This window comes from Georgenia sp. SYP-B2076, assembly GCF_003991205.1.
Lineage (GTDB): Bacteria > Actinomycetota > Actinomycetes > Actinomycetales > Actinomycetaceae > Georgenia.
Window position 1 is genome coordinate 113,852 of record NZ_RXOZ01000032.1, and the last position, 25,900, is coordinate 139,751.

Annotated in this window: 25 protein-coding genes; 12 read left to right on the plus strand and 13 right to left on the minus strand. The window is 75.2% G+C overall.

The genetic code is table 11. The annotated features are described in order from the left end of the window. The first annotated feature begins 101 nt into the window (after window positions 1-101). Window positions 102-1,457 carry a glutamate-1-semialdehyde 2,1-aminomutase gene (gene hemL, locus EJK16_RS13260; RefSeq protein WP_127130074.1) on the plus strand — a complete coding sequence of 452 codons (1,356 nt, stop codon included), beginning with the start codon at window positions 102-104 and terminating at the stop codon, window positions 1,455-1,457. Between the two features lie 140 nt (window positions 1,458-1,597). On the opposite strand, the gene EJK16_RS13265 is transcribed toward hemL, so the two are convergent. From EJK16_RS13265 to EJK16_RS13285, 5 genes are all read right to left on the minus strand, one after another. Beyond that, the gene (locus EJK16_RS13265; RefSeq protein ID WP_205739753.1) at window positions 1,598-2,395 is read right to left on the minus strand and encodes an RDD family protein; all 798 of its coding nucleotides are present in this window, start codon (window positions 2,393-2,395) and stop codon (window positions 1,598-1,600) included. Window positions 2,396-2,470: 75 nt separating this feature from the next. Continuing rightward, complete coding sequence (locus EJK16_RS13270; RefSeq protein WP_127130076.1) at window positions 2,471-3,724, minus strand: hypothetical protein; 1,254 nt, start codon at window positions 3,722-3,724, stop codon at window positions 2,471-2,473. Beyond that, window positions 3,718-4,545: a hypothetical protein gene (locus EJK16_RS13275; RefSeq protein WP_127130078.1), complete on the minus strand. Its 828-nt coding sequence runs from the start codon at window positions 4,543-4,545 to the stop codon at window positions 3,718-3,720. Before EJK16_RS13275 ends, EJK16_RS13270 begins: the two co-directional genes overlap by 7 nt. Further along, window positions 4,542-4,892 (minus strand): PadR family transcriptional regulator, encoded by a 351-nt coding sequence (locus tag EJK16_RS13280; RefSeq protein WP_127130080.1) that lies wholly within the window; start codon window positions 4,890-4,892, stop codon window positions 4,542-4,544. Before EJK16_RS13280 ends, EJK16_RS13275 begins: the two co-directional genes overlap by 4 nt. A gap of 147 nt (window positions 4,893-5,039) precedes the next feature. Next, window positions 5,040-5,654, minus strand: coding sequence for a histidine phosphatase family protein (locus EJK16_RS13285; protein ID WP_127130082.1), 615 nt, complete (start codon window positions 5,652-5,654; stop codon window positions 5,040-5,042). Window positions 5,655-5,776: 122 nt separating this feature from the next. Between EJK16_RS13285 and purB the strand changes: the two genes are divergently transcribed. Further along, window positions 5,777-7,222, plus strand: a complete 1,446-nt coding sequence (gene purB, locus EJK16_RS13290; RefSeq protein ID WP_205739755.1) for an adenylosuccinate lyase — start codon at window positions 5,777-5,779, stop codon at window positions 7,220-7,222. A 79-nt stretch (window positions 7,223-7,301) separates the two neighbouring features. Here purB and EJK16_RS13295 read toward each other — a convergent pair whose 3' ends face one another. Continuing rightward, window positions 7,302-8,186, minus strand: a complete 885-nt coding sequence (locus tag EJK16_RS13295) for an aminoglycoside phosphotransferase family protein (RefSeq protein ID WP_127130086.1) — start codon at window positions 8,184-8,186, stop codon at window positions 7,302-7,304. A gap of 156 nt (window positions 8,187-8,342) precedes the next feature. Here EJK16_RS13295 and EJK16_RS13300 point away from each other — a divergent pair, with 156 nt between their 5' ends. After that, window positions 8,343-9,035 (plus strand): DedA family protein, encoded by a 693-nt coding sequence (locus EJK16_RS13300; RefSeq protein ID WP_240646051.1) that lies wholly within the window; start codon window positions 8,343-8,345, stop codon window positions 9,033-9,035. A 15-nt stretch (window positions 9,036-9,050) separates the two neighbouring features. Here EJK16_RS13300 and EJK16_RS13305 read toward each other — a convergent pair whose 3' ends face one another. Beyond that, the gene (locus EJK16_RS13305) at window positions 9,051-9,980 is read right to left on the minus strand and encodes a Ppx/GppA family phosphatase (RefSeq protein WP_127130088.1); all 930 of its coding nucleotides are present in this window, start codon (window positions 9,978-9,980) and stop codon (window positions 9,051-9,053) included. A gap of 110 nt (window positions 9,981-10,090) precedes the next feature. On the opposite strand from EJK16_RS13305, the gene EJK16_RS13310 reads away from it, so the two are divergent. The 3 genes from EJK16_RS13310 (at window position 10,091) to EJK16_RS13320 (ending at window position 12,282) form a co-directional block, all read left to right on the plus strand. Further along, entirely contained in the window at window positions 10,091-11,515 is a 1,425-nt protein-coding gene (locus EJK16_RS13310; protein ID WP_127130090.1) for a hypothetical protein, read from the plus strand. Window positions 11,516-11,672: 157 nt separating this feature from the next. Then, window positions 11,673-11,954: a metal-sensitive transcriptional regulator gene (locus tag EJK16_RS13315; RefSeq protein WP_127130092.1), complete on the plus strand. Its 282-nt coding sequence runs from the start codon at window positions 11,673-11,675 to the stop codon at window positions 11,952-11,954. Between the two features lie 52 nt (window positions 11,955-12,006). Beyond that, window positions 12,007-12,282, plus strand: a complete 276-nt coding sequence (locus EJK16_RS13320; protein WP_127130094.1) for a heavy-metal-associated domain-containing protein — start codon at window positions 12,007-12,009, stop codon at window positions 12,280-12,282. A gap of 82 nt (window positions 12,283-12,364) precedes the next feature. On the opposite strand, the gene EJK16_RS13325 is transcribed toward EJK16_RS13320, so the two are convergent. Continuing rightward, complete coding sequence (locus EJK16_RS13325; RefSeq protein ID WP_127130096.1) at window positions 12,365-13,036, minus strand: HAD family phosphatase; 672 nt, start codon at window positions 13,034-13,036, stop codon at window positions 12,365-12,367. Between the two features lie 257 nt (window positions 13,037-13,293). Here EJK16_RS13325 and EJK16_RS13330 point away from each other — a divergent pair, with 257 nt between their 5' ends. From EJK16_RS13330 to EJK16_RS13345, 4 genes are all read left to right on the plus strand, one after another. Further along, window positions 13,294-14,049: a CPBP family intramembrane glutamic endopeptidase gene (locus EJK16_RS13330; protein WP_240646071.1), complete on the plus strand. Its 756-nt coding sequence runs from the start codon at window positions 13,294-13,296 to the stop codon at window positions 14,047-14,049. Between the two features lie 64 nt (window positions 14,050-14,113). Then, window positions 14,114-16,858 carry a lysylphosphatidylglycerol synthase transmembrane domain-containing protein gene (locus tag EJK16_RS13335; RefSeq protein WP_127130098.1) on the plus strand — a complete coding sequence of 915 codons (2,745 nt, stop codon included), beginning with the start codon at window positions 14,114-14,116 and terminating at the stop codon, window positions 16,856-16,858. After that, a complete protein-coding gene (locus EJK16_RS13340; RefSeq protein WP_205739756.1) occupies window positions 16,858-18,339 on the plus strand; it encodes a DUF2079 domain-containing protein in 1,482 nt (493 codons plus the stop codon). Before EJK16_RS13335 ends, EJK16_RS13340 begins: the two co-directional genes overlap by 1 nt. Window positions 18,340-18,452: 113 nt before the next feature. Further along, the gene (locus EJK16_RS13345; protein WP_127130100.1) at window positions 18,453-19,073 is read left to right on the plus strand and encodes a copper resistance CopC family protein; all 621 of its coding nucleotides are present in this window, start codon (window positions 18,453-18,455) and stop codon (window positions 19,071-19,073) included. A 147-nt stretch (window positions 19,074-19,220) separates the two neighbouring features. Here EJK16_RS13345 and EJK16_RS13350 read toward each other — a convergent pair whose 3' ends face one another. Then, the gene (locus EJK16_RS13350; protein ID WP_240646053.1) at window positions 19,221-19,775 is read right to left on the minus strand and encodes a gluconokinase; all 555 of its coding nucleotides are present in this window, start codon (window positions 19,773-19,775) and stop codon (window positions 19,221-19,223) included. Between the two features lie 153 nt (window positions 19,776-19,928). Further along, on the minus strand, window positions 19,929-20,402 hold the full coding sequence (locus EJK16_RS13355; RefSeq protein WP_205739757.1) for a VTT domain-containing protein: 474 nt from the start codon (window positions 20,400-20,402) through the stop codon (window positions 19,929-19,931). A gap of 94 nt (window positions 20,403-20,496) precedes the next feature. On the opposite strand from EJK16_RS13355, the gene EJK16_RS13360 reads away from it, so the two are divergent. Further along, on the plus strand, window positions 20,497-20,979 hold the full coding sequence (locus EJK16_RS13360; protein WP_127130104.1) for a YdeI/OmpD-associated family protein: 483 nt from the start codon (window positions 20,497-20,499) through the stop codon (window positions 20,977-20,979). Window positions 20,980-20,988: 9 nt separating this feature from the next. Here EJK16_RS13360 and EJK16_RS13365 read toward each other — a convergent pair whose 3' ends face one another. Both EJK16_RS13365 and EJK16_RS13370 read right to left on the minus strand, forming a co-directional pair. Beyond that, window positions 20,989-23,427, minus strand: a complete 2,439-nt coding sequence (locus tag EJK16_RS13365; protein ID WP_205739758.1) for a M20/M25/M40 family metallo-hydrolase — start codon at window positions 23,425-23,427, stop codon at window positions 20,989-20,991. Further along, window positions 23,424-24,029 (minus strand): putative glycolipid-binding domain-containing protein, encoded by a 606-nt coding sequence (locus EJK16_RS13370; RefSeq protein ID WP_127130106.1) that lies wholly within the window; start codon window positions 24,027-24,029, stop codon window positions 23,424-23,426. Before EJK16_RS13370 ends, EJK16_RS13365 begins: the two co-directional genes overlap by 4 nt. Window positions 24,030-24,207: 178 nt before the next feature. Between EJK16_RS13370 and EJK16_RS13375 the strand changes: the two genes are divergently transcribed. Beyond that, window positions 24,208-24,780, plus strand: a complete 573-nt coding sequence (locus EJK16_RS13375; protein ID WP_127130108.1) for a DUF488 family protein — start codon at window positions 24,208-24,210, stop codon at window positions 24,778-24,780. Here the strand turns inward: EJK16_RS13375 and EJK16_RS13380 are convergent. Beyond that, window positions 24,777-25,787, minus strand: coding sequence for a Gfo/Idh/MocA family protein (locus tag EJK16_RS13380; protein ID WP_205739760.1), 1,011 nt, complete (start codon window positions 25,785-25,787; stop codon window positions 24,777-24,779). The two genes, EJK16_RS13375 and EJK16_RS13380, sit on opposite strands and share 4 nt — an antisense overlap. Window positions 25,788-25,900: the final 113 nt, after the last annotated feature.

Below are 25,900 nucleotides of genomic sequence, written 5' to 3' on the forward strand. Positions count from 1 at the left end.
CCGCAGGTACTGACGAAGCGCCGGTTCTCTGCACCCACGGTCCTTGAGCGCCCTCCGCGCCCGAGCGCCCGCCCCGATTCCGCACCCGACAAGGAGCACCCATGACCACCCCCGACCCCATGCAAGAGCTGTTCGAGCGCGCCCGCGCCGTCATCCCGGGCGGGGTGAGCTCGCCGGTGCGTGCGTACGGCTCGGTGGGCGGGGACCCGCGGTTCATCGCCTCGGCCCGGGGCCCGTACGTCACCGACGCCGCGGGCCGCGAGTACGTCGACCTCGTGATGTCCTGGGGCCCGGCGCTGCTGGGCCACGCGCACCCCGAGGTGGTCGCCGCCGTGCAGGACGCCGCCTCCCGCGGGCTGTCCTTCGGGGCGCCGACCGTCGCGGAGATCGAGCTGGCCGAGGCGCTGCGCGCCCGCGTGCCCGCCGCGCAGAAGGTCCGCCTCGTGTCTACCGGCACCGAGGCCACCATGACCGCGGTACGCCTGGCGCGCGGCGCCACCGGCCGCGACCTCATCGTGAAGTTCGCCGGCTGCTACCACGGGCACGTGGACGCCCTGCTCGCCGAGGCGGGCTCCGGCGTCGCCACCTTCGCGCTGCCCGGATCGGCCGGCGTCACGGCGGCGAGCGCCGCGGAGACGCTCGTCGTCCCCTACAACGACCTCACCGCCCTGGGTGCCGTCTTCGCCGAGCGGGGCGGTGACATCGCCGCCGTCATCACCGAGGCCGCGCCGGCGAACATGGGCGTCGTGCCGCCGGAGCCCGGCTTCAACGCCGCCCTGCGGCGCCTGACCGCCGAGCACGGCGCGCTGCTCGTCCTCGACGAGGTGCTCACCGGCTTCCGCGTGGGCCCGGCCGGGTGGTGGGGGCTCGACGGCGCCGCCTCCGCGGACGGGGCGACGGCCACCGGGACCGAGCCCTACACGCCGGACCTGTTCACCTTCGGCAAGGTCCTCGGCGGCGGCATGCCGCTGGCGGCGCTCGGCGGGCGCGCCGAGCTCATGGACCTGCTCGCCCCGACCGGGCCGGTGTACCAGGCCGGCACGCTCTCGGGGAACCCGCTGGCCACCGCGGCGGGGCTGGCCACGCTGCGCCTGGCTGACGACGCCGTCTACGCCCACGTCGACGAGGTCGCCCGGGTGCTCGGCGACGCCGTCGGCGAGGCGCTGGACGCCGCGGGCGTGGCGCACCGCGTCCAGCACGCCGGGAACCTGTTCTCGGTCATGTTCGGCGAGGCGGCCGCCCGGGGCGGCGTGCGCAGCTACGCGGACGCGCAGGCCCAGGAGACGTTCCGCCACCCGGCGTTCTTCCACGCCATGCAGGGCGGCGGGGTCGCGCTGCCGCCGTCGGTGTTCGAGGCCTGGTTCGTCTCCGCCGCGCACGACGACGCGGCCGTCAGCCGCATCCTCGAGGCGCTGCCGGCGGCGGCCCGGGCGGCCGCGGCGGCCAAGCCGGCCTGAGACGGCCGGCGGGGGCATGTCTCCGGGCGGCGCAACGAGGGTGGGCGGCCCCGGGCCGGGCCGACAAGGAGGGGGCGGCCCGGCGGGCCGCCCCCTTTCGCGTCGCTGACCCGCCCGGATCACTCCTGGCGGGGCGCCGCTCAGGGCCTGACGACGACGCTGCCGGCGATCTTGTCGGCGAAGGTCTGCTTCTTCGGGTCCCACAGCGGCCAGAGGTAGCCGAGCATGAGGATCGAGTCGAGGACGTGCGCGATGTCGCGGCCCAGGGCCAGCCCGGCGCCGATCGGCTGCTGGTCGCGCTCGCGCACGAGCCAGATCTTCAAGACCGACTTGCCCACCGACTGGCCGGTGCGGCCCTGGCGGATCAGCCGGTTCCAGACCCACGTGCCGATGTAGAGCAGCCAGCCGAGGAGCATGACGACGGCCCCGGCCGCGTTCGGCTCGGACGTGACGTTCCCGAAGACGTCGACCGCCGGCTGCGCGGTGGCGGAGGCGATGCCGAAGAGGATCCACGGCACGAACCCGACGACGAGGCTGTCGATCACCGATGCTCCGACGCGCAGGCCCCAGTGCGCCAGCTCCGGGCCCCGGGGCATCGGCGCGGCGCCAGCGCTCGGGAACTGGCCCGGCTGGCCGTACGCGGGCTGGCCATAGGGCTGCTGGCCGTACGGTGCCTGCCCGTAGGGCTGCTGGCCGTACGGCGCCTCGCCCGCCCCTGGCTGGCCGTAGCTGGCCTGGCCGTAGGGCTGCTGGCCGTACGAGGCCGCCCCGGCCGGTTCAGGCGCCGCCTGGCCGTAGCTTCCGTCCGAGGACTGCTCGCCGTAGGCCGGCAGGCCGTAGGACTGCTCGCCGTACTGAGGGACCGCCGCACGCTCCGGTGTCGGCACGGGCTCCTGGTGGGGCTTCCCGTACGGGTCCTCGTTGGACGGTGTGCTCACAGCGCTCCCCTTCGACTATCTGGACATATTTCCTCTGAATTGTGGCGCATGTGGCCCGGCAGGGATAGCCGCGTCTCAACGGACCCCCGCTGGAGACGATGCGGGGCCACGGGGAGCAGCCCCGGGGCGCGCGGCCGTGGCGACGGGCACGGCCCGCGCGCCGGCGCCCCAGACCACGGCCAGCGCCGCCGCGCCGATAACGGCGAGCACGCCGCTGGCCGGGACGAGAAGGTCCACGTGCGCGGGCGTCATGACCCGGGGCCCGAGCAGCGTGAGGCCGGCGGCCAACGCTGCGGGCGCGACGAGCGCGCCCAGGAGCGTGGCGCCCCGGCGCCACAGGGGCGAACGGACCAGGAGCGCGGTGGCGGCCAGCCATGGGGGCACCGCCCAGGCGGCGGCCGTGAGGAGGCGCTCGCGTGTCCCGCTCCACAGGAGGTAACCCTCGGCACTGTCGATGCTCCCCTCGAAGGTCCGCGCCCGGCCGAGCGCCGGGAACGCGGCGACGGTCATGAGCGCCGCGCCCAGACCCACCCCTACGACCACGGGCAGCCACCACTGTCGGTACGCGGCCACGGGCTCCTCTTCCACCAGGGCCGCCACCTCGGCCGTGGTGGAGAGCCCGGCCCGGTCCGCGGCGCGAGCGCGCCGGCCGCCTGCCCGGGCCACCCGGACGAGCACGACGACCGTCACCGCCACCACGAGGACGAAGGCGGGCACGGTCGCCGCGGCCGCAACGCCCGCCACGGGGCCGCGGCAGGAGCCGACCGCCCCCGCGCAGGAGTCGGCGAGCGACGCGGTGCGCCCGGTCAGCGCCAGGAGGGCCGCGGCGCCGGGGAGCAGGGCCCAGACCGCGACCTTCTCCGACCGGCTCCACAGGGGGGCCGCGGTCACGACGACCGCGCCGGCGAGCCAGCAGGGCAGGACGACGACGACGAACACGGCCAGGACCGACATCGAGGCCGACACGCCGGACGCGCCGACGGCCAGGGCCAGGGGCGCCACCACCGGGAGCGCGACGAGGAGCCCCAGCGCCACCAGCAGGACCGCGAGCGCCGGCAGCCATGACCGCGCCAGGAGTGGCATGCGGGCCGGGCGTGCGCCGCCCCGCTCCTCGAGCAGCGCGGCGGCGACCTCCTCGGGGGGCCCGAGCTCGAGCAGCACGCGCGTGACGTCGCCCGGTGCCCACGGGCGTGGCCCGAGCGCGGACTCGACATGCTCGCGCACCCCGGCCAGGACCTCGGCCCGCAGCACCGGGTCGGCGGGCGCCAGCATGCGGCCGAGGTCGTCCAGGAAGGTCGTCACGTCGTCCGGCCCCTGCGGCGTCACCACTGACCCACCCCCGGGCCCGCCCATGCGCCGGGCATGCCGGGCGGGGCGGGCGGTCGGAGCGCCCGCGCCCGGGTCGCCCCGTCCCTCCAGAGCCGGGCCAGGACGGTCACCGCCGCCACGACGACGCCCACCATCCCCGCGCCGCCCAACAGGAGCCCGACAGGTCCGGAGACGACGGCGGCGAGCACGACGACCACCGCGACCGCGAGCGCCGCGCCGGGAAGCAGTGCGACCCCTACCGTCTTCTGGCGGCTCCCCCACAGCGGCGAGAGGAGCAGGAGGGCGGACGTGACGACCCATCCGGGCAGTGCCAGGGCCAACATGATCACAACCGACCACACGAAGTCGTAGGCCGTCGGCAGCAGCACGTTCTGGCCGCCGCCTGCCTCCGTGGCGCTGGTGGACGCGACCCCGGCGCGCACGAGCACGGGCAGTCCGATGCCGAGCACCACCAGGGTGCCAAGCGTCAGCAAGACGCCGACGAGCACCGGCACCCACGCCTGGGCGAGCGCCGGCAGGACGTGCGGACCCGGGACGGACTGGTGCGACGGCGCGGCGGGCGAGTCCGGGGCGCCAGTCCATGTCGGGGACCGGTCGGCCAGAGCCTCCGCCGCCACGCGGTCGGGTGGTCCCAGCTCGGCCAGGACCGCGTCGACGCGCTCGGCCGTCGGCGGCTGGGGGCCGTCCGCGAGCGCGGCGTCGATGTGCTCGCGCAGCCCCGCGAGGACCTCGGCCCGGTCGAGGGGGTTGAGATCGGCGAGCATCCGGGCGACGTCGTCGAGGTAGGCGGCGGCGGGATCGCCGGGCGAAGGGTCGGTCATGTCAGATCTGCTCTCTGCTCGAGGGCCGCGTCAACCGCATCCCGGAAGGGCTGCCAGGTGCGGGCGAAGGCGTCGAGCGCCCGCTCGCCGTCGCTGGTGAGGGAGTAGTAGCGCCGGGGCGGCCCCGTGGTGGAGTCCTGCCAGCTCGTCTCGACGAGGCCGGCCCTGCGCAGGCGCGCGAGCAGGGGGTAGAGCGTGCCCTCGCCGCTCATGAGGACGCCGTCCCGGGTGAGGGTGCGGGCGATGTCGAGGCCGTACCGCCGCCCGCCGCGGAGGAGGGCGAGGACGCAGTACTCGAGCGCTCCACGACGCAGGTTCGAGAGAATGCTCTCCCCGCCCGGTATCATGCGTCACAAGGTAGCGCCGCCCGGGACACGGGAACAACCCCTCCCCTCAGCGCCGAGAGGTCAAGTACTGACAGTGAGGCGTCGCGGCGAGGATGCGACCGCCGGGCAGGCGCTAGTACTTGACCGCTCGGCGCCCGCGCGGGGGGGCTACTCCCGGCCGGGCTCCGGGGCGGTGGGCGGGATGTTCCAGTACCGCACCGCCGGGAAGCCGCGGGCGGTCGTCAGCACGCTGCGGTGCGCGGCGTCGAGGAGGAAGCCGGAGCCGTTCCGCGCCGGCAGGCCGAGCCACCGCGCCGCGAGCACGCGCAGCAGGTGGCTGTGGGCGACGATCAGCACGTCGCCGTCGCGGAGCGCCGCGCGGGCGCGGCGGAGGACCCGGTCGACCCGGACGCCCACCGATGCGGCGTCCTCCCCGCCGGGCGCGCCGTCGTCCCACAGGTTCCACGGGCCGAGCCCGGCCGCCTCGCGGGTGGCCAGGTACTCCGCGGTGGTGCGGCCCTCGAGGGTGCCGTAGTCCCACTCCACCAAGTCCTCGAGCACCTCCAGGTCCTCCAGCCCGGCCAGCTCGGCGGTGCGCCGGGCGCGCTGCCGCGGGCTGACGAGCACCGCCGCGAACGTGCGGTCGCCCAGCTCGTCGAGCAGGTGACGGGCCTGGGCCTCGCCGACCTCGGTGAGCGGGATGTCGGTGGTGCCGGTGTGCTGGCCGCTCTCGCTCCACTCGGTCTGGCCGTGCCGGACGACGATCAGCTCGGACTCGGACATCTGCGGCTCCCTCGGTGCGGGCGACGGCACGAGCATGCCCCTCCCGGCCGCCGCCCGCACCGTATCGCGCCGCGGGCGCTCGCCGCGGACGCCCCGACACCGGCCCCCATACGCCTGGAATGATGACCGCCATGACTGAGCGCGTCGACCTGTCCACCCTGACCCCGCCCATCGCCCTGGGCCCCCTCGACGGCCGGTACCGCACGGTGGTCGCGCCCCTGACGAACCACCTCTCCGAGGCGGCGCTGAACCGCGCGCGCCTGCAGGTGGAGGTCGAGTGGCTCATCCACCTGACCGAGACCGGCGCGCTCCCCGGTGCGCCCACGCTCACCGACGCGGACAAGGGCTACCTCCGCGACGTCGTCGCCACCTTCGGCGACGCGGAGATCGCCGAGCTGGCCGAGATCGAGCGGGAGACCCGGCACGACGTCAAGGCCGTGGAGTACTTCCTCAAGCGGCGCCTCGACGCCGCCCCGGCGACCGTCGGCGAGGGCACCGTGCTGCCGCAGGTCCACGAGATCGTCCACATCTTCTGCACGAGCGAGGACGTCAACAACCTCTCCTACGCCCTGACCGTGCGCTCCGCCGTCGAGGACGTCTGGCTGCCCGCCGCGGCCGAGATGGTCGACGACGTCGCGGCGCTGGCCAAGGAGCACGCCGGCGCCGCGATGCTCGCCCGCACGCACGGCCAGCCCGCCACGCCCACAACGCTGGGCAAGGAGCTGGCCGTCCTCGCCCACCGGCTGCGCCGCCAGCTGCGGCGCGTCGGCGCCGCCGAGTACCTCGGCAAGCTCAACGGCGCCACGGGCACCTACGGCGCCCACGTGATCTCCGTGCCGGGGACGGACTGGGAGGACGTCTCACGCACCTTCGTCGAGCACCTCGGCCTGACCTGGAACCCGCTGACGACCCAGATCGAGTCGCACGACTGGCAGGCGGAGCTCTACGCGGACGTCGCCCGGTTCAACCGCGTGCTGCACAACCTCGCCACCGACGCCTGGACGTACATCTCGCTGGGCTACTTCCACCAGCGGCTCTCCGCGCAGGGCTCGACCGGCTCCTCGACGATGCCTCACAAGGTCAACCCCATCCGCTTCGAGAACGCCGAGGCGAACCTCGAGATCTCCTGCGCCCTGCTCGACACCCTCGCCGCCACCCTCGTCACGTCGCGCCTGCAGCGCGACCTGACCGACTCCAGCACCCAGCGCAACATCGGCGTCGCCTTCGGCCACTCGCTCCTCGCCATCGACAACATCCGCCGCGGCCTGGCGGGCCTCGACGTCGACGGCGACGCCCTGGCCCGCGACCTCGACGGCAACTGGGAGGTGCTCGGCGAGGCGGTGCAGCAAGCCATGCGGGCCGCGTCCATCGCCGGCGCGACCGGCATGGAGGACCCGTACGAGCGGCTCAAGGAGCTCACCCGGGGGCGGCGCGTCGACGGTGCCGGGATGCGCGCCTTCATCGCGGGCCTCGGTCTGCCCGGCGACGTCGAGGATCGGCTGCGGGTCCTCGAGCCGGGCACGTACACGGGCCTGGCCGCGCAGCTCGTGGGCCACCTCGACGACTGACGGCCGCCGCGCGGCGACCGCAACCCGCAACCCGCTGCCCCCGACGCCGGGCGCGCGGGCGGCCGCGGCGCCGCGCCCGTCAGCCCGCGAGCACCTCGCCCAGGGCCTCGTGCCCGACGGCGCCGAGCACGGGTGCGTCGTCGGCGTGGGCGAGCAGCGCCGTCGCCAGGACGAGGGCCCAGCCCCGGGCGCGGCGCCAGGTCGCGGCGTCGTAACCGCCCAGCTCGTCCAGGCGTGCCATGAAGCGGCGCCGGCCCTGGCCGTCGAAGGTGAGCCACGCCGTGGCGAGGTCGGTCGCCGGGTCGCCCGCCGTGAGGTCGCCGAAGTCGATCACGGCCGCGAGCGCGCCGTCGCGCAGGACCATGTTGGCGGGGTGCAGGTCCCCGTGGAGCCACAGGGGCGGCCCATGCCACGCCGGCTCCGCGCTGAGCTCGTCCCACAGCCCGGCGACGCGGGTGGCCTGCGGGACGCTCCCGCCCGCCAGCCGCTCCCGCACCGCCCCGTGCCGAAGGACCAGCGCCACGCCCCGCACGGGGTTGGCGGGGGCGTCCGTCGGCGCGGGCCGGTGCAGCGCCGCGACGAACGCCGCCAGCGTCTCGGCGGCCCCGCCTCGCTCCCGGGCGGGCACCTCCGCGGCGGGCGTGCCCGGCACCCAGGGGCTCACGGACCACGCCCAGGGGTAGTAGCCGGTCGGGACGCCGGCGCGCAGCGGCACCGGCACCTGAACGGGGAGCCGTCCCGCGAGCTCCGGCAACCACCGTTGCTCGTTGACGATCAGCTGCGCCGCCGCCGCGCGCCGGGGCAGGCGGACCACCAGGTCCGGGCCGAGGCGCAGGATCGCGTTGTCCCAGCCGTTCGTATGCGGCCGCAGAGGCAGCCCGGCCAGGTCGGGCTGCTGGTCGGCGAGCAGCCGACGGACCAGCGCCTCGCCGATCTCGAGCTCGGCGGCCGGCACTCGCGCCATGTGTGCTCCTGCTCCGGTCGGCGTGACGACGTACGGGCCCATCGTGCCGCGCGGCGGGCCACGCGGCGTCCGCACCGTTGCGCGCGCCCTCTCCGGTGCGGAGCGCCACAGCGCCCTCTCAGGCCATTGTCAGCCGACCCCCGTAAGGTTCGGGCGGTGAACCTGCTGCTTGCCGCGACCCAGACCGGCTCGACCGCCCCGCTCACCGGCGTGGCAGGCTGGGCCGTCAGCGTGATGGAGACCCTCGGTGGCCTCGGCGCCGCCCTCCTCATCGCGCTGGAGAACCTCTTCCCGCCGCTGCCCAGCGAGGTGATCCTCCCCCTCGCCGGCTTCACCGCCTCCCGCGGCAGCCTCGGCCTGCTCGAGGTGATCATCTGGTGCACCGCCGGCTCCGTCGTCGGCGCCTGGGTGCTCTACGGCATCGGCGCCCTGCTGGGCCGCGACCGCACCCGCGCGATCATGAACTGGCTGCCGCTCGTCAAGCTCGAGGACGTCGACCGCACCGAGGCCTGGTTCCTCAAGCACGGCAAGGGCACGGTCTTCCTCGGCCGGATGATCCCGATCTTCCGCAGCCTCATCTCCATCCCCGCCGGCATCACGCGCATGCGCCTGCCGCTGTTCACCCTCCTGACGCTGAGCGGCTCCCTGGTCTGGAACACCGTGCTGATCCTGGCCGGCTACTGGCTCGGGGAGCAGTGGCACGTGGTCGAGAACTACGTCGGCATCTTCACCAAGGTCGTCATCGTCGCCGTCGTCCTCGCGCTCGCGTGGTTCGTCGTCTCACGGGTCCGCGCCACGCGCGTGACCAAGAGGGCGCCCGACGCCGGCCCGACCGACGACGCCGCCTGACCAGCCACGCGACCGTCAGTCGCCGAGCCGGTCCAGGCGGCGCAGCAGCACGCCCTCCCGCAGGGCCCAGGGGCAGATCTCCAGCTCGTCGACGCCCAGCGCCTTCATGGCCCGCTGCGCGACCATGGCGCCCGCCACGATCTGGTAGGTCCGCTCGGGCGTGATGCCGGGCAGCTCCATGCGCTGCTCGGCGGGGATCTTGGCCAGCCGCGGCGTCCAGTCCTGCAGGTCGGCCAGCTGCATGCGGCGGCGCTCCTCCGGGCCCACGACGGCGACCCGCTGGCCCGCCAGGCGCGCGAGCGAGCGGAAGGTCTTGGACGTGCCGACGACCCGGTCGGGTGCCGGCAGCGCGGCGAGCTCCTTCGCGACCGGCGCCAGCGCGGCCCTGACGTAGGCCCTGAGCTCGTCGATCTCCGGCTCGGTCGGCGGGTCCGAGCGCAGGAACTCGCGGGTGAGGCGCCCGGCGCCCAGCGGCACCGAGGCGGCGTAGTCGGGACGCTCGTCGATCCCGGTCGCGATCTCGAGGGAACCGCCGCCGATGTCGAGCACCAGCAGGCGCCCGGCGGCCCACCCGTGCCAGCGCCGGGCCGCGAGGAAGGTCAGCTCGGCCTCCTGACGGCCCGTCAGGACCTGCAGCGGCACGCCGGCCACCTGCTCCAGGCGGTCGAGGACCGCCGGGCCGTTGGTGGCCTCCCGGATCGCGGAGGTCGCGATGCCGATCATCTCGTCCGGCCCGAAGCGCGCCGCGGCGGCACTGGCTCGGCCGACGGCGGAGCTGAGCGCCGCCACGCCGGCGTCACTGATCCGGCCGTCGTCCTCGAGGTAGCGCATCAGCCGCATGGTGCTGCTCCTGTCGACGGCGGGCGCCGGCCGCGCGTCCCGCTCGGCGTCGACCATGAGCAGGTGCACGGTGTTGGAACCGATGTCGAGGACCCCGAGGCGCATGGCCTCAAGGTAGCGGCGCCGCCGACCGGGGCCGCGCGGCGGCCGGCCGTGCCGGGTGCCACCCGCACCGCCTAGAGTCGACGGGTGACCACCGACACCAGGCGCGCCCGATGACCACGATCCTGCAGAAGGCCGTCACCCCGCAGATGTCCGCCGCGTACCTCGAGCGTGGCCTCGACCGCGTGGCCGGATACGTGCTCCCGGCCGCCGAGGTGGCGCAGGTCGCCACGACCGAGGGCCTCTTCGAGCTGCACGGCCTCGGCTTCCCGAGCACCCCCTTCGCGCCGGACCGGCCGATCGACGTCCTGCACGTGCCGCAGTCGCCGACGGCGGTGCTCGTGAGCGCGACGGGCGGCACCGACGCGCCGGGCCGGCTGGCCACCGGCGGCCCGTTCCTGGAGCACCCGCCGTTCACCGGCACCGGGTTCGCCTCCACGGGCGACGTCGTCGCCCCGCTCTCGTGGCTCGAGCACACCCGACTGACGCCGGGCTCACGGCTGTGGCGCTTCACGCCAGGCGCGCCGGAGCCCGAGCTCGTCGGCACCTACCACGGGGTCGCCTTCGGGTGGCAGAACCACCTGGACGGCGACTCCTTCCACGCGCTCGCACCCTCGAAGTACGTCGGCCACGTCGCGAAGCTGCCGCTGGGCACCTTCGCGGCGGACGTCAAGACCGACGACGACGGCGCCCCCAGCGTCGTGACCCTCGTGGCCATGTCGGACGCGGCCCAGGAGCACGGCTTCACGAAGACGACGGCGGGGACCTGGGCGAAGCAGGTGCGCGCCGCGGACGTCGACGAGCTGTTCGAGATCCACGTCGGCGCCCGCTGGCACGGCATGCCGGTGCGAATCGTCGACCAGGGCCCGGGCGCGGACGGGGAGCAGTTCTGCCGGATCAGCTCGCTGGCGCACGACGCCGACCTCGCGGAGCGTCTCCACATGGACAAGGTCGACGCCGGGGTCTACGAGACCACCGTGCCGCTGTCCGCGCTCACCGACGTCGTCTACGCCCAGCGCATCCCCAAGGCGTGGGCCCGGGAGGAGCAGCTAGCCCGCAGCGGTGCCGGAGCCGCGGCCGGCGCCCCCGCGGACCACCCGCTGGCCCGGCACTCGGCGACCCTCCAGCGCGTGGCCCAGGGGCTGGCCCAGGTCGCCCCGGCCGGATGGACCCGCGCGCGGGTGCTCTGCCGCATGGTGGGCACGCGCGGGGAGATCCTGGCCGGCGTCACCCAGCCCGACGGCACCGAGGCCGTGCTCCCCGCGCTGCCGGGCGACGTCGGCAACGCCATGGCCGAGATGCGCCACGCGCAGTACGAGCCCGGCAAGGGCACGTGGTTCACCGCCCTCGTGACGCTGATGCCCGACGGCAAGATCACGCTCAACATCGACTCGAAGAACGAGCCGACGTGGTCGACGCCGCTCGAGCCCGGCCAGTTCTCCGAGGACCTGCGCCGCTACCCCAGGGACGACGAGCACGTGCCGGACTGGCTCACGGCCAAGCTCGCCGAGGAGACCCGCGCGGGCGGCGAGGCCTGAGCACGCAGCGCCGCCAAATCGGACGGTATTCCCCTATTGCCGTGACCTTGCTTACATCTTGCTGGGGGCGAACTTCCTGACGGTTGGGCATACCCCCCACGGGTAAACTTCGAGGGCACCGGCCCGCATGGGCCGAGCCGAACGGGAGGGGGCGCGGGTGGCTGGCTACAGCGGCACCAAGGACGAGTATGCGAAGCGCTTGCGCCGCATCGAGGGCCAGGTGCGCGGGATCGCGCGCATGGTCGACGAGGACACCTACTGCATCGACGTCCTCACCCAGATCTCCGCCGTCACCAAGGCGCTCCAGGCAGTGGGCATCGGGCTGGTCGAAGACCACCTCGGCCATTGCGTGGTCGATGCCGCGCGCTCCTCCGAGGAGGAGGGCCAGGCAAAGGTCGCGGAGGCCGCCGAGGCGATCGCGAGGCTCGTGCGTTCGTGAACGATCTGCCGTTCGTCCGTCTTCCCCACATCACCACCTTGCTAGGAGCACCATGAGCACCGCAGAGATCGACCGCACCGCAGAGCTGGGCAGCACCGGCCGCACCACCGTCATCGACGTCGACGGCATCACGTGCGGTCACTGCGTCAAGCAGGTGACCGAGGAGCTCATGGCGCTCCCCAACGTCACCCGGGTCTCCATCGACCTGCACAGCGGCGAGATCTCTCCGGTCACCGTCTTCTCGGACGCGGTCCTCGACGAGGAGGCCCTGCGTTCCGCCCTGGGCGAGGCGGGCTACGACGTCACCGCCGTCCACAGCGCCGCCTGAGCGCGCCACCCCGGGCGGCGGCGCCCGCCCGCCGCCGCCCGGGCACCCGGGCACCCGGTGCTACTCGACACCTGGGCCCTTGTCACGGCCCGGCGGCGAGCCCCACCACCAGCTCCACCGTGACGTCGTCGAGATCGTGCACCTGCGCGCTGGCCAGCGCGAGCGCGTCCGCGGCAGGCGGGAAGGCCTCGTGCGGGACAGCGATCACCCTCATGCCGGCGGCGGCCGCCGAGCGGAGGCCGTTGCTGGAGTCCTCGATCGCGACCGCGCGTTCCGGGGCCACCCCGAGGAGCTCGCAGACGCGCGCGTACCCGTCCGGGGCCGGCTTGCCCGCGGCGACCTCCTCGGTCGAGACCGTGGCCTGGAAGCAGTCGGCGATGCCCAGCGCGTCGAGGGTGGCATCGATGAGCCGGCGGGGCGAGGACGAGGCGAGCCCCAGCGGCCACCGGGCGGCGAGGCGTCGGACGGCCGCCACCGCGCCCGGGAGGGTGGGCAGGTGCTCGCGGTAGCGCGCCGCCTGGGCGTCGATGGTCCGCCGGGCCACGTCCGCGGCGTCGCCGCGCACCCCGATCGTCGAGGCCATGTACTCGGACCACTCGGGGGTGCTCATGCCCAGCATCGCTTCCGAGGCACCGTCGGGCCAGGGCGCGCCGTCCTCGGCGGCGAGCCCGCGGCGGACGTCGTCCCAGATGGTCTCGGTGTCGGTGAGCACGCCGTCCATGTCGAACACGACGGCGTCGATGGTGGAGGTCATCCCTTCATGGTGCCGCACCCGCGCGGGTTTCAGCCTGCGCCCAGCGGGCCGTAGTAGACACTGGCTCCGTGAACGTGCCATCCCCCCGTCCCGCCACCTCGGGGCTCGTCCCCGCCCGGAGTGACGAGACGCCCGGCCCCTCGGCGGACGCCGCACTCCCCCCGACGCCAGGCCCCTCGGCCGACGACGCCCCCGCGGTCGACGACGCCCCCGCGCGGGCGGACGCCCGCGCCGCGGACCGGTCCCCGCGGACGCCGCTGCTGCGCGTCCGGCTGCGCACCGAGGTCCTCATCGTCCTCGGGCTCTCGCTCGGCCAGTCGGCGGTCTACGCCGTCGTCACCATCGTCGCGCGCCTGACCGCCGGGACGCCGCTGGGCGAGCAGACCGCGGCGCTGAACCCCTCCCGCTCCGCCCGCCCCTACCTCGACCTGACCTACCAGCTCCTCGGCATCGGCTTCGCCCTCGTGCCGGTGGCACTCGCGCTGTTCCTCCTCTCGGAGCCGGGCCGGCGCGCCACCGCCCGCATCGGGCTCGACCTGCGCCGCCCCTGGCGCAACCTCGGCGCCGGCGTGGGGCTCGCCGCCCTCATCGGCGTGCCCGGCCTGGGCCTGTACCTGCTGGGACGCGCGCTGGGCCTCACCGTCGAGGTGCAGGCCGCCACGCTGAACCAGCACTGGTGGACCGTGCCGGTCCTCATCCTGGCCGCGCTGCAGAACGCCCTGCTCGAGGAGGTCGTCGTCGCAGGCTACCTCGTCGAGCGGCTCGAGCAGATGGGCTGGCGACCGGGCGCCGTCGTCGGGGCCAGCGCCCTCGTGCGCGGCGCGTACCACCTCTACCAGGGCATCGGCCCGTTCGTCGGCAACGCCGTCATGGGCGTCATCTTCGCCGCCTACTACCGCCGCCGACGCCGGACGACGCCGCTCGTCATCGCGCACACCCTCATCGACGTCGTGGCCTTCGTCGGGTACACGGTGCTCCCGGCCGGCGTGCTGGCCTCGCTCGGTCTCGCGTGAGGTCGCGCGGGACGTGCAGGACGTGACGACAGGTGGGGACGACGGGGCCCGTAGACTCCCAGCCATGAGCGAGCGTGCAGGTGGGGGCGGCCGCGCGCCCTCCGCCGCCGTCGCGCCGCCCCCGGAGAACCCGCGCCGCGACGTCCTCCTGGTCGACGCCCCGCAGACCCGCGTGCGCCGCCCCAGCGACCTGCTCCAGCTGGTGGCCTGCGCCGTCGGCATCATCGTCGTCCTGCTGCTGGCGGTCTACGCCAGCGCCACCACCCGCGCCGTGACGTCCGACGTGCAGTCCGCCGCCGCCACGGTGCTGCGCCAGGTGCTGCTCCTGCCGGTGACCGTGCTGGGCGGCCTCGCGACGTTCATCGTGCCGCTCGTCGTGCTCGTGGACCGGCTCGTGCGCCGCAACTGGCGCTCGGCCCTCGAGGCCGCGGTGACGGCCACCATCGCGGGCCTGCTCGCGGCCGGCGCGCTCTGGCTGCTCGAGTCCCTCGCCCCCGACCCCCTGACCAACGGCCTGACCATCACGATCGAGGGCCGGTCCGTCATCGCGATGAACCCCTACGTCGCGGCACTGGCCGGGCTGCTGACCGCCGTGGGCGACCGCTCGAGCAACCGCATGCTGGGCTGGTCGTGGAACCTGCTGTGGATCGTGCTCGGGCTCAGCGTCATCCAGGGCGACCAGACCCTTCCCGGCGCCGTCGTCACCGTGCTCCTCGGCCGGATTGCCGGTCTCGGGATGCGCTACGCCTCGGGGGTGCTCCACGAGCGCGCGATCGGCATCTCGCTCGTCCGGGGGCTGCGGCGCGCCGGGCTCGACCCGGTCCGCGTGGTGCGGATGGACCCGCTGCTCGCCGGCACACGGGCGCAGTCCTGGACGGTGACCACCTCCGCCCCGATCGGCTACACCGAACGGCTGCGGGAGCCCGCCGCCTCGGCGGCGGCCGCGGAGGCCCACGCGCGCGAGGACGAGTCGACGGCGGAGACGCACGCCGCCTACGCCGCCGGCTCCGCGGACCGCCGCCCGTCGCCGGCGGACCTCCTCACGGCGGTGGACCGCGAGGGGTCGGCCACCGGGGACACGATCGCGCCGGACCCGCTCACCGACCCGGGCCAGGTGCTCCGGGAGGCCGCGTCGTCCGCCGTCGGGAACCTCGACCGCGAGGGCGCGCACCGGATCTACGCCGTGTGGGACGCGGACGGGAGGCGCCACGACGTCACGGTCCTCGACGGCGACCGGCACGTGGTCGGGTTCCTCTCGAGCCTGTGGGACAACCTGCGCGTGCGCGGCCTGGACCGCCGGCCCGCGACCACCCTGCGCGAGGCCGCGAACCGGGCCGCGCTGATGGCGCTGGCCACCCGCTTCGCCGGGGTGCGCGCTCCCCGGATGGTGGGCGTCACCGAGTCCAGGGACTCCGTCCTCATCGTCGCCGAGCACATCGCCGGCGCCCGGCGGCTGGACTCGTTCGAGGCGGGAGAGCTCGACGACGACATCCTCGACGACGTCTGGTCGCAGGTCCGCACCGCCCATGCGCGCGGCCTCGCTCACCGCGACCTGCACGCCGCCTCCGTGCTGGTCGACCCGCGCCGGCAGGTATGGCTCGTCGACTGGGAGAACGGCGAGATCATCTCCACCGAGCTCTCCCGCCGCATCGACCTCGCGCAGGTCCTCGCGCTGCTCGCGCTGCTCGTGGGCACGGAACGGGCCCTCGCCTCCGCCGCCCGCGTCCTTGCCCGCGACCAGATGGCCTCCATCGCGCCGCTGCTGCAGCCCGTGGCCCTGCCCGGCCGCACGCGCGCCGCCGCGAAGGACCACCGCGACCTCCTCTCCACCCTGCGTGCCGAGCTCGTCGACCTCATTCCCACCGCCGACGTCGCCCCGGTGCAGCTGGCCCGGTTCTCCCCCCGCACGGTCATCACCCTCACGGTGGCCGTGGTGGCCATCTGGCTGGTCCTCGGCTCGCTGAACTTCCAGGAGGTGGCCCAGGCGGTCGCGGGCGCGAACGTGGCGTGGATGGTCTTCGCCTTCCTCGTGGGCCTGACCACGTATGTCGGCTCGGCGATGAGCCTGCTGGCCTTCACCCCGGAACGGCTCGGCCTGTGGCGCACCACGCTGGTGCAGGTCGCCGCGTCGGTGATCGCCCTGGTGGCGCCGGCCGGCATCGGCCCGGCCGCGGTCGACCTGCGCTTCCTGACCAAGCAGGGCGTCGCGACGCCGATGGCCGCGGCGACGGTGGGCCTGGTCCAGGTCTCCCGGTTCGTCACGACCGTGCTGCTGCTCGCCGCCGTGGCGCTCGTGACGGGGTCTGCCGGCACGCTGAGCACGCCGTCGGGCTCCGTGATCGGCGTGGTCACCGCCGTCGTGCTCGTCCTCGCCGCGACCTTCCTCATCCCCCAGTTGCGCGCGTGGGTGTGGGAGAAGATCGGTCCGACGCTCCACCAGGCCTGGCCCCGGCTCGTCTGGGTGGCCTCCAACCCGCGGCGCCTCATCGTGGGCCTGGTCGGGAACCTCATCCTCACCGTCGGCTACGTCGCCGCGTTCGGCGCCTCGCTCGCCGCCTTCGGCCACCAGCTGCCCCTGACCTCCCTGGCCATCACCTACCTGGCCTCCAACTCCCTCGGCGCCCTGATCCCCTCCCCCGGCGGCATCGGCCCGGTGGAGGTCGCGCTCACCGGTGGCCTGGCGGTGGCGGGGATCCCGTACGCCACCGCGCTGTCCGTGTCCATCGTCTTCCGCCTGCTGACGTTCTGGGGCTGCGTGCCGCTGGGCTGGTGGGCCTTCCGGATCCTCCAGCGACGCCACGTGCTCTGATGCGTACACGGCACGGCACGGGAGACGGCGACCCCCGCACCGCCCGCACGTCGGGCGCCCGGACGCGCGCCGACCGGTGGGTGCCCTGGCTCGTGGCGGCGCTGGTCGCCGCGGCGTACGTGACCTTCGCCGTCGTGCAGTGGCGCCTGCTGGAGGTGCCCTCCTGGGACCTCGGCATCTTCACCCAGCTCGCGAAGGACTACGCCCACCTCCAGGCGCCGATCGTGACGATCAAGGGCCAGGGTTTCAACCTTCTCGGTGACCACTTCCACCCGATGCTCGTCGTGCTCGGGCCGGTTTACCGCCTCTTCCCCTCGGGCCTCACCCTGCTCGTGGTCCAGGCCCTGCTGCTCGCCCTCTCGGCAGCGCCGGTCACGTCCGTGGCCAGGGAACGGCTCGGGCGCGGGCGGGGCACCGCGCTCGGCGTGGCGTACGGGTTCAGCTGGGGGCTGCAGGGCGCGCTGGCGGCCCAGTTCCACGAGATCGCCCTCGCCGTCCCGCTGCTGGCCTTCTCCCTCGCCGCCTTCCTCCGGGGCCGGTGGTGGCCCTGCGCGCTCTGGGCCGCGCCGCTCGTCTTCGTCAAGGAGGACCTCGGCCTGACGGTGGCCGCCCTGGGCCTCGTGATGGTGTGGCGAGGCCGCGCACGCCCGACGGCGGAACCGGCGGCCGGCGGGCCCACCCGCCTCGGCGCCGCCCTCGCCACCTGGGGCGTCGCCTGGTCGGTCCTGGCCATCACGGTGATCCTGCCCGCCCTGAACGTGCGGCAGCGGTGGGACTACTACGGGCGCCTGGGCTCCGAGGAGCAGCGCGGCGTCCTCGACGTGCTCCTCGGCGCGTTCGTCCCCGGCGAGAAGTACGTGACCGTGCTGCTGCTCGTCGCGGCCGCCGGCGTCGTCGGGGTCCGCTCCCCGCTGGTGTGGTTGTGGGTCCCCACGCTGGCCTGGCGCTTCCTCGGAAACGTGGAGTTCTACTGGGGCTGGTCCTGGCACTACTCCGCGATCCTCATGCCGGTGGCGGCGGCCGCACTGGTCGATGCCGTGGCGCGCCGCGCCGCGCGGGCCGCGGCGCTGCCGCCGCGCGGGGCCGGCCGGCTGGGCGGCGCCGCCGTCGCCGTCTCGCTGGCGACCACGGCGCTCATGATGCCCACCATGCCCCTGGCCCGGCTGGCCGCGCCGGACACGTACCAGCTCCCGGCGCGCCACGACGGCGCGGCGGCGGCCCTGGCGGCTGTCGACCCCGGCTCCACCGTCGAGACGGACATCTACCTCATGGCCTACCTCGTCCCCCGCGCGCAGGTGTACTGGGTCGGCAACACCGGCAACCCGGCGCCCGACTTCGTCGCCCTCGACACGTGGCGCCGCACGTGGCCCGACCGGGACGTCACCGACGCCGCGGCGCTGGGCCAGGAGCGTCACCCGGGCACCCGGTACGAGGTCGTGCTCGACGCCGACGGCTACCAGGTGGCCCGGCGCGTGAGCTGACGCGGGGGCTGACGCGGGGCTGACGCGGCCGCCGCCGCCGGCCGCACCCGTGTGCCGGGGGCCGCCGCCGGCCGCACCCGGGCGAGCCCGCCGCCGCGGCCTAGAGTGGCCAGGTGAACCCGACCCTGCCCGCGCCGCGCACCGCACTGTCCCTGACCGCCCTGCTGGCCGCCCTGGTGACGCTCCTCGGAGTGCTGGCCACCGTCGCGGCGCCCGCCGCGCACGCCCACGACATCATGACCGGGTCGACCCCGGCGGCGGACGCCGTGCTCGCCGAGCGGCCCGGCGAGATCTCGCTGTCCTTCAACAACGACCTGCTCGACAGCACGCAGGTGATCAGGGTCACCAACGCGTCCGGGAAGACGGTCGCCGAGGGCTCCCCGGTGGTGAGCGGCCCGGCCGCCACCCTGACGCTGCCCGAGCCCCTCGGCGACGGCGCGTACCACGTGACCTGGTCGGTGGTCTCCTCGGACGGCCACCGGATCGAGGGCGAGTACGGCTTCACGGTCGCGGGCACGACGGAGGCGGCGGCGGCGCCCCCCGCCAACACCCCCGCGCCGGCGCCGACGCCGACGAGCGTGATGGGCACCGCCGAGCCCACGGCGAGCGCCTCCGGTGACGAGGCCCCGGCGTCCACCGGCGGGCTGCCCGCGTGGGCCGTGATCGCGGTGGCCGTCGTGGCGGCGGGAGGGGTCGCCGCCGTCGTCGTGCGGCGCCTGCGCGCCCAGCGCTGACCGCGCCGGCTGACGCGCCGGCCGATCCGGCGCAACCGGGCACGGCCCGACCGGGCATCGTCACCTTGGGACGCGAAGCGGCCCCGGCACCCTCACGGGTGCCGGGGCCGTCGTGTCACGCGGAGGCGTCTCCCGGCGAACGTGCGCTCACAGGTCCTTGAGCTGCAGGAGCACCTCGGCGAGGATCTCGGTCGGCGTGCCGGCGGAGACGACCTTGAAACCGGCCTCGTCGTCCTCGAGCTCCTCCAGCGTGGCGACCTGGGAGTCCAAGAGGCTGGCGGGCATGTAGTGGCCCTTGCGTGCGTTCAGGCGCTCGGCCGTGAGCTCGACCGGCGGCGCCATGTGCACGAAGATCGTGGTCCCTTCGGCGCCGCGCAGCACGTCGCGGTACCGCTTCTTCAGCGCGGAGCACGTCACGACGGTCGAGTGGCCCACCCGCGCCTCCGTCGTCATCCAGTCCTGGATCGACTGCAGCCAGGGCGCGCGGTCGTCGTCGTCGAGCGGCGTGCCCGCGTGCATCTTGTCGCGGTTGGCCTGGCTGTGGAACTCGTCCCCCTCGGCGAAGACGTAACCGAGCTTGCCTGCCAGCATCATCGCGAGCGTGGTCTTGCCGCCCCCCGAGATTCCCATCACGACGACGTGACGGGGGCCTTTCGCCTTCTTCGGCAGCGGGGACATCTCGGTGGTGGGAATCTCGGTCATGGCGGGGGGGCTCCGATCGGATGGCGGGGACTGCCTCGAAACGTACCGGCCGGGCCCGGTGGAGGCCATGGCTTGCCAGCAGTTGCAGCCATCAACGATGCGAGATGGCTCACACGCCCGCGTCCGGCCCGCCGTCCGGATCGCCGCGGTGGCTCAGGCCCAGGCGCCGAGCAGCCCCGCCGGCAGCAGCCCGGGGGCCAGGACGAGGAGCCAGAACCGCAGGAACCGCCCGAGCAGGGAGACTGCGGCGAAGAGCCACCACCGCATGCCGACGGTCCCGGCGAGCACCGAGACGACGGCGTAGGGCGGCACCCCCGCGAACGCGCTCACCGCGGTGACGGCGCTCGGGCCCCACGTGTTGCGCGCGCACCAGCGCTCGACGGCGGCCATGCGCGCGGGCCATCGCCCCCGCACGGCGGCGCGGCCCCGCAACCGGGCCATGTCGAGCGCGCCGCGGCCCGTGAGGTAGAACAGCATCTTGCCCGCCACCTGGCCGCCGGCGCCCGCGGCGGCGAGCCAGATCGGCGACACGTCCGAGGCCAGCGCCGCACCGAGGAGGTACGCCTCGGCAGGAAGGACGATGGCGACGGAGGCGACAAGGCAGTAGAGGAAGCTCCCGGCGAGCACGATCACGACGCGGCGGCGGCGGCGCGGACGTGGGCGGAGGCCATGGCGCCATCATGCCGCAGCACCGGCCGCCGGGCGTCACTACCCTGCTCCCATGCCCACCTACCGCGACCCCGGGCCCGTGGCCTTCGACGCCGTCATGGTGCGGGCGGACACTACGGGATCCTCCGCGTTCGTCGAGTTCCCGCACGACGTGGCCGAGCTCTTCGGTGTCCGGGGCCGCGTCCCCGTGCTCGCCACGTTCGACGACGTCGCCTACCAGGGCTCCCTCGTCACCTACGGCGGCCCCCACCTGATCCTCGTGCGCCAGGACATCCAGGCCCAGATCGGCAAGGGCCCCGGCGACACCGTCCGGGTGGGGATCCGCCTGGACACGAGCGAGCGGGTGGTGGGGCTCGCCGCGGACGTGCAGGCGGCGCTGGAGGAGGGCGGGCACCTGGCTGCCTTCCGCGCGATGTCCTACTCCCACCAGCGCGAGTACGTCACGTGGGTCGAGGAGGCCAGACGCCCGGCCACGCGCCAGACGCGGATCGCCCGGATGGTCGGCATGGTCGCCGAGGGCAAGCGCCTGAAGTAGCCGGAACGGTCAGTACCGCAGGGCCGTGGTGACCGAGACCTCCGGCGCCACGAGGACGCGCCCGTGGGGCGGCGGGGCGAGGGCAGGCGCCGCGCTCAGGTCGTGGGTCAGGTCGGCAAGACGCAGCGCGACTGCGTCGGCGCGCTGGTCGAGGTCCAGGCGGACCTCGATACCCTCGGCCGGCGCGCCGCGGAAGAGGAAGCCGAAGTCCCCCTGCGAACCGCGCACCGGGAGCTCGCGTCCTGCCACGCTCGCCGCGCGGACCGTGGCGCTCGCGCCGTCGACCCACAGCCCGAGGGTAGGAGCGCCGCGCGGGGAGACCAGCCGCAGGGTCAGCTCGCGGCGCCCGTCGCTCGTGACGTCCTGCACCACCTGCGCCGCCGGCGCCGCCAGGTCCGCCACGGGGGCGGGGCCGTGCGCGACCGGGACACCATCCAGCCAGGGAAGGGCGTGCTCCAAGGCCGCGGGCCGCTCCGTGAGCACCGAGCGCGCCCAGGGCGTCCGGGGCGCGGCCCACGAGGCCCAGTACGCCTGGCCCGTGTCGGCCTCCAGGGCGTAGGTCACCTGTTCCTGCCTGAGTTCCGTCGACCCCTCCCGGTTGAGCAGCAGGCCGACGGCCGTGCTCGCGGCGGCGAGCGCGAGCACGGCGCCGGGGACCGCCGCGGTTTGCCACCGGCCCGGGCCGGTGGCGCCGCGCGCGGTTGGCTCGTCCGGCGCGCCGGGACGCTCCTGGGCACGGTCGGGCACCGGCCAGAGACCCCCGATGACCGGCAGGAGGAGCAGCGCGAGGACCGCGGCGAAGAACGCGCTCATCAGGCCGCCGAACGCGAGGCCGGTGTCGAACGCGGTCGGGATGCCGGGTCCGAGCATCACGGCGGCGGGGACAAGACCGGCCCCGTGGGCGGCCAGCCGCAGAGCCGCGCGGCGTGGCGGCAGCACCGCGGCGACGACGGCACCGAGCGCCGCGGCGAGGACGGGGAGCACGAGGGCCGGTGACGCGCCGGGCACGGCGACGGCGAGCACCACCAGAAGGAGGGCGAGCAACAGCAGGGCGCCGGCGGTGAACGCCGCCGGCCGCAGGCTGCGGCGCAGGAGCGTGTACAGCGCGAGCACCACGCCCAGCGCGGCCAGCACCATGGCGACCTGGTACGGCCAGGGCCGGTACGGCTCGCCGACCACGACGGAGGCCTGACCCGGGTCCACGAGCACGGCCGCCTTCCAGAGCCCGTACGCGACGCCCAGCGCGGCCACGACCGCGACGAGCGCGGCGACCGAGCCGAGCGCCGCGCGTGGGAGCGTGAGGGCCCGACGGCGCCGCAAGAGCGTCACCTGGGCGAGCGCGAGCACGAGCGCAGCGAGCGCGAGCGGGAGCTCCTGCGCCACGGGAAGGTGCAGCAACCCCCACGGCAGGGTGGTGACGGTGCGCGCGTCGCCGTCCGGCAGCGACGCCAGGTCGCGACGGGCGAGGTCACGCGCCAGCGCGAGGCTCGTCTCCCCAATCTGCTGCAACGAGGCGGGGCTCAGGTGCGCGGCGTCGTCGAGGGGGCTGTGGTAGACGGCGCTCCCGGCCGCGATCGCGGTGTCGAGGCCGTGCATGCCGGCAGCGGTGAAGGCCGTGAAGTCGGTGTTGTTGGGCAGGAGCGCGAACGCCGCCTCGCCGAGGGACTCGGCGGCCGCGCCGGGCGCCGCGGACAGCGCCGACAGGAGGACGCCGTTCGGCGAGGTCGTGCGGAACGTCGCGGGCGCGCCGCCCGCCCCGCGGGCCTCGTGGTTCAGGACGACGGCGGTGCCGGGCGCCACCCCGCGCGCGAACGCCTCCGCGCCGAGCAGGCCCGCCTCCTCGCCGTCGGTGAGCAGGACGACGACGTCGTTGCGTGGCGGGTCGTCCGCGGCCAGTGCCCGGGCCGCCTCGAGGACCGCGGCGACGCCGATCCCGTCGTCGCCCGCACCCGGCGAGCCCGGCACCGTGTCGTAGTGCGCTGCGAGGATGACCGTCCCGGTCGGGTCCGCGCCCGGCAGCGTGGCGACGACGTTCGCCACGGCGGCCACCCGGACGGTCCCCGGCCCGCCGGGCTCGGCGAGCCCGACGGCGTCCTGGACCTCCGTGCGCCACCCCCAGCCGGCCAGCTCGCCGGCGAGATACGCGCGCGCCTGCGCGTGCGCGGCCGATCCCGGCGTCCGTGGCGAGGCCGCGAGGCGGTCGATGTGCACCCCCGCCCGTCCCGCGCTGAACGTGTCCGCGGGGGCGTATGCCGGGCGCGGGGCCATCGGCAGGAGGGCGACGGTGGAGAGGAACGCGACCACCACGACCGCGACGAGGATGGCGCCGGCGAGCGCCCGGGTGGCGCCCCCGGCCTGGGCGCCGCCGGTCGCGGCACCACCGACGCGGGCGTCGACCCCGGTGTCGGTCCCGCGCGGAGGGTCGCGCCCCTCCGGCCCTGCCGTCACGCTGGCGCCCCGACGGCCACGCGGCTCGCGATGCCGGGGTACTCGAGCACCAGCCCCGACCGGTCGCAGACGAGCCGGCACGCGAAGGCGAGGCCCGGCGCGGCGTAGTCGTAGCGCTGGTGCCCGAGATCGTCGTCGGCGACGCGGACGTAGTCCTGCTCCAGCCGGTCGACGCCCAGGCCGGGGGCGCGGACGTACGCGGCCGGGGCTGCGGCCCGCCCGCCCACCGGGAGGCGCAGGCGGCGGACGGTCAACGCGTTGGTGCACGCGGACGACTCGAGGTCCACGTCGAGGCAGCCGTCGAGGCGCGGGGCGGCCTCGCCGTCGACCCACCAGCGCCCGGCCCCGTCGGCAACGAGGACCCGCTCGCGGGGGCCCCCCACCGAGCGGCTGGTGACGCGCGCACCCCGCGTCGCGCCCGCCGGACCGATCGTGAGGGAGTAGCTCACGTTCCAGGCCTCGCCGTCCTCGACGGCGCTGGTGGAGCCGTCGAGGACGTGGCCCTCGGCGTCGGCCCGGAAGAAGGCGACCTCGAACCCGGCGCGCGCCTGCCGGTGCAGCCATGCGGCGCAGCGGGGCGGATCGTGCAGCGGTGTGCCCATGGATTCCCTCTTCGGAATCGTCCCGGCAGATCCCGCCCACCCTCGCACAGGCCGCCGAGGGTGTCCACGAGCGCCCGGTGCCGCGACCCCACCGCGCGCCCCTGCCCATCCGGCGCCGCGGCTCCCACCCTGCGCCACCGAGCCCCCCGCGGCAGGATGACCCCACAGGGAGGTGCTCGTGCTGCTCACCGTCGGTCATGCCGCCCTGGGCCGCGACGCGCTCACCGACGTGCTGCGCTCGGCGTCGGTGGCCCGGATCGTGGACGTGCGCCGCTTCCCGGGCTCGCGGTCCAACCCGGACGTGCGCCGCGAGGCGCTGGCGGACTGGCTGCCCGCGGCGGGCATCGACTACCGCTGGGAGGAACGCCTGGGCGGGCGCCGGCACCTGCGCAAGGAGGACGCCGCCGCCTCGCCGGACACGTGGTGGCAGGTGCCCGCGTTCCGCGCCTACGCCGGGTGGACGCGCGGCGACGACTTCGCGGCGGCCATGGCCGAGCTCCTCGAGGGCGCCGCCGCCGCCCGCACCGCGGTCATGTGCTCCGAGGCGGTGTGGTGGCGCTGCCACCGGCGGCTCGTGGCCGACGTCGCGGTCCTCGCCCACGGGGTCGAGGTCTGGCACCTCATGCCGGACGGCGCCCGCCGCGCCCACGTCCTCGCCGCCGGCGCCCGGCTCCTCGCGCCGGGCCGGGTGGTCTGGGACCGGCCCGACGATGACACGCGGGACGACGACGCGGAGGAAGCCCCGCCCTAGAAGGTGATCCCGTGCTCCGCCCGGTACCCCGCGAGGACCGTGTCGACGAACCGGGCGGTGCGCAGCGCGCTCTCGCCCGTGCTGGGACTGTTCCCCCGCCAGGTGAGCTCGTCGACGACCGCCTGGATCAGCGGCTGCTGCACCACCTCGGGATAGGGCGCGTCGATGAGCCGCTCGCCGTCGGCGGTGCGGAGGACCAGCGGCTCGGTGCCGAAGGAGGAGAACCGCAGCGTGCCCGTGGTCCCGACGATCTCCACCTCGTCGCGCTTCTCCGCGGCGTCGAAGGACCACAGTCCCACGCCCTGGACGCCAGAGACGAAGACGAAGGTGGCGGAGACGATGTCCTCCGCCGGGTAGTGGCCGCCCTGGTTCGACGCCGCGCCGCTGACGGCACCGATCGGGCCGAGCAGGAAGTCGAGCAGGTCGAGGGTGTGCGAGCCGAGGTCGACGAACAGGCCGCCGCCGGAGAGCTCCGGCTGCACGCGCCAGGGCAGGTGCGTCGGGTCCCACATGCCGGGCTGGCTCTGCGTCCGCACGCTCACCGCACGCGGCGCGCCGATCGCGCCGTCGTCGAGCAGCTGCTTGACGGTGAGGAAGCGGGGCATCGCGCGGCGGTAGTACGCGACGAACAGGGGCACGCCGGCCCGCTCGCAGGCGTCGATCATCTCCTCGCACTCGGCCGCCGTCCGCGCCATGGGCTTCTCGACGTACACGGCCTTCCCGGCGGCCGCGGCGCGCAGCGTGTAGTCGCGGTGGCTGTCGGGCGGGGTGGCGATGTAGACGGCGTCCACCTCAGGGTCGGCGATGAGGTCGTCGGCGTCGTCGTACCAGCGGGGCACGCCGTGGCGGCGGGCGAAGTCCGCGGCCTGCGCGCCGTCGCGGCGCATGACGGCGACGAGCTCGGAGCGCTCCGCACGCTGCAGGCCCGGCCCGCTCTTGCGCTCGGTGACGTCCCCGACGCCGATGATGCCCCAGCGCACGGCGGCGAGCCTGGTCATGGTGCTCATGACGCGAATCTACCTGGCGCCGGCCGCGGTCCTGGGGCAGCGCCCGTGCACGGCGCCGCCGGGCGCCCCCGGGGCACGCCGGGCGCCCCCTCCCGGGCGGCGGGAGGATGGGG

Bases quoted from the DNA above. Each gene is read 5' to 3' on its own strand.
- EJK16_RS13320 (WP_127130094.1), top strand. From the start codon at position 12,007: ATGAGCACCGCAGAGATCGACCGCACCGCAGAGCTGGGCAGCACCGGC.
- EJK16_RS13295 (WP_127130086.1), bottom strand. From the start codon at position 8,186: ATGGCGCGAGTGCCGGCCGCCGAGCTCGAGATCGGCGAGGCGCTGGTC.
- EJK16_RS13380 (WP_205739760.1), bottom strand. From the start codon at position 25,787: ATGAGCACCATGACCAGGCTCGCCGCCGTGCGCTGGGGCATCATCGGC.
- purB (WP_205739755.1), top strand. From the start codon at position 5,777: ATGACCGCCATGACTGAGCGCGTCGACCTGTCCACCCTGACCCCGCCC.
- EJK16_RS13335 (WP_127130098.1), top strand. From the start codon at position 14,114: ATGAGCGAGCGTGCAGGTGGGGGCGGCCGCGCGCCCTCCGCCGCCGTC.
- EJK16_RS13280 (WP_127130080.1), bottom strand. From the start codon at position 4,892: ATGATACCGGGCGGGGAGAGCATTCTCTCGAACCTGCGTCGTGGAGCG.
- EJK16_RS13325 (WP_127130096.1), bottom strand. From the start codon at position 13,036: ATGACCTCCACCATCGACGCCGTCGTGTTCGACATGGACGGCGTGCTC.
- EJK16_RS13370 (WP_127130106.1), bottom strand. From the start codon at position 24,029: ATGGGCACACCGCTGCACGATCCGCCCCGCTGCGCCGCATGGCTGCAC.
- EJK16_RS13360 (WP_127130104.1), top strand. From the start codon at position 20,497: ATGCCCACCTACCGCGACCCCGGGCCCGTGGCCTTCGACGCCGTCATG.
- EJK16_RS13350 (WP_240646053.1), bottom strand. From the start codon at position 19,775: ATGACCGAGATTCCCACCACCGAGATGTCCCCGCTGCCGAAGAAGGCG.
- EJK16_RS13340 (WP_205739756.1), top strand. From the start codon at position 16,858: ATGCGTACACGGCACGGCACGGGAGACGGCGACCCCCGCACCGCCCGC.
- EJK16_RS13275 (WP_127130078.1), bottom strand. From the start codon at position 4,545: ATGACCGACCCTTCGCCCGGCGATCCCGCCGCCGCCTACCTCGACGAC.
- EJK16_RS13305 (WP_127130088.1), bottom strand. From the start codon at position 9,980: ATGCGCCTCGGGGTCCTCGACATCGGTTCCAACACCGTGCACCTGCTC.
- EJK16_RS13285 (WP_127130082.1), bottom strand. From the start codon at position 5,654: ATGTCCGAGTCCGAGCTGATCGTCGTCCGGCACGGCCAGACCGAGTGG.
- EJK16_RS13310 (WP_127130090.1), top strand. From the start codon at position 10,091: ATGACCACGATCCTGCAGAAGGCCGTCACCCCGCAGATGTCCGCCGCG.
- hemL (WP_127130074.1), top strand. From the start codon at position 102: ATGACCACCCCCGACCCCATGCAAGAGCTGTTCGAGCGCGCCCGCGCC.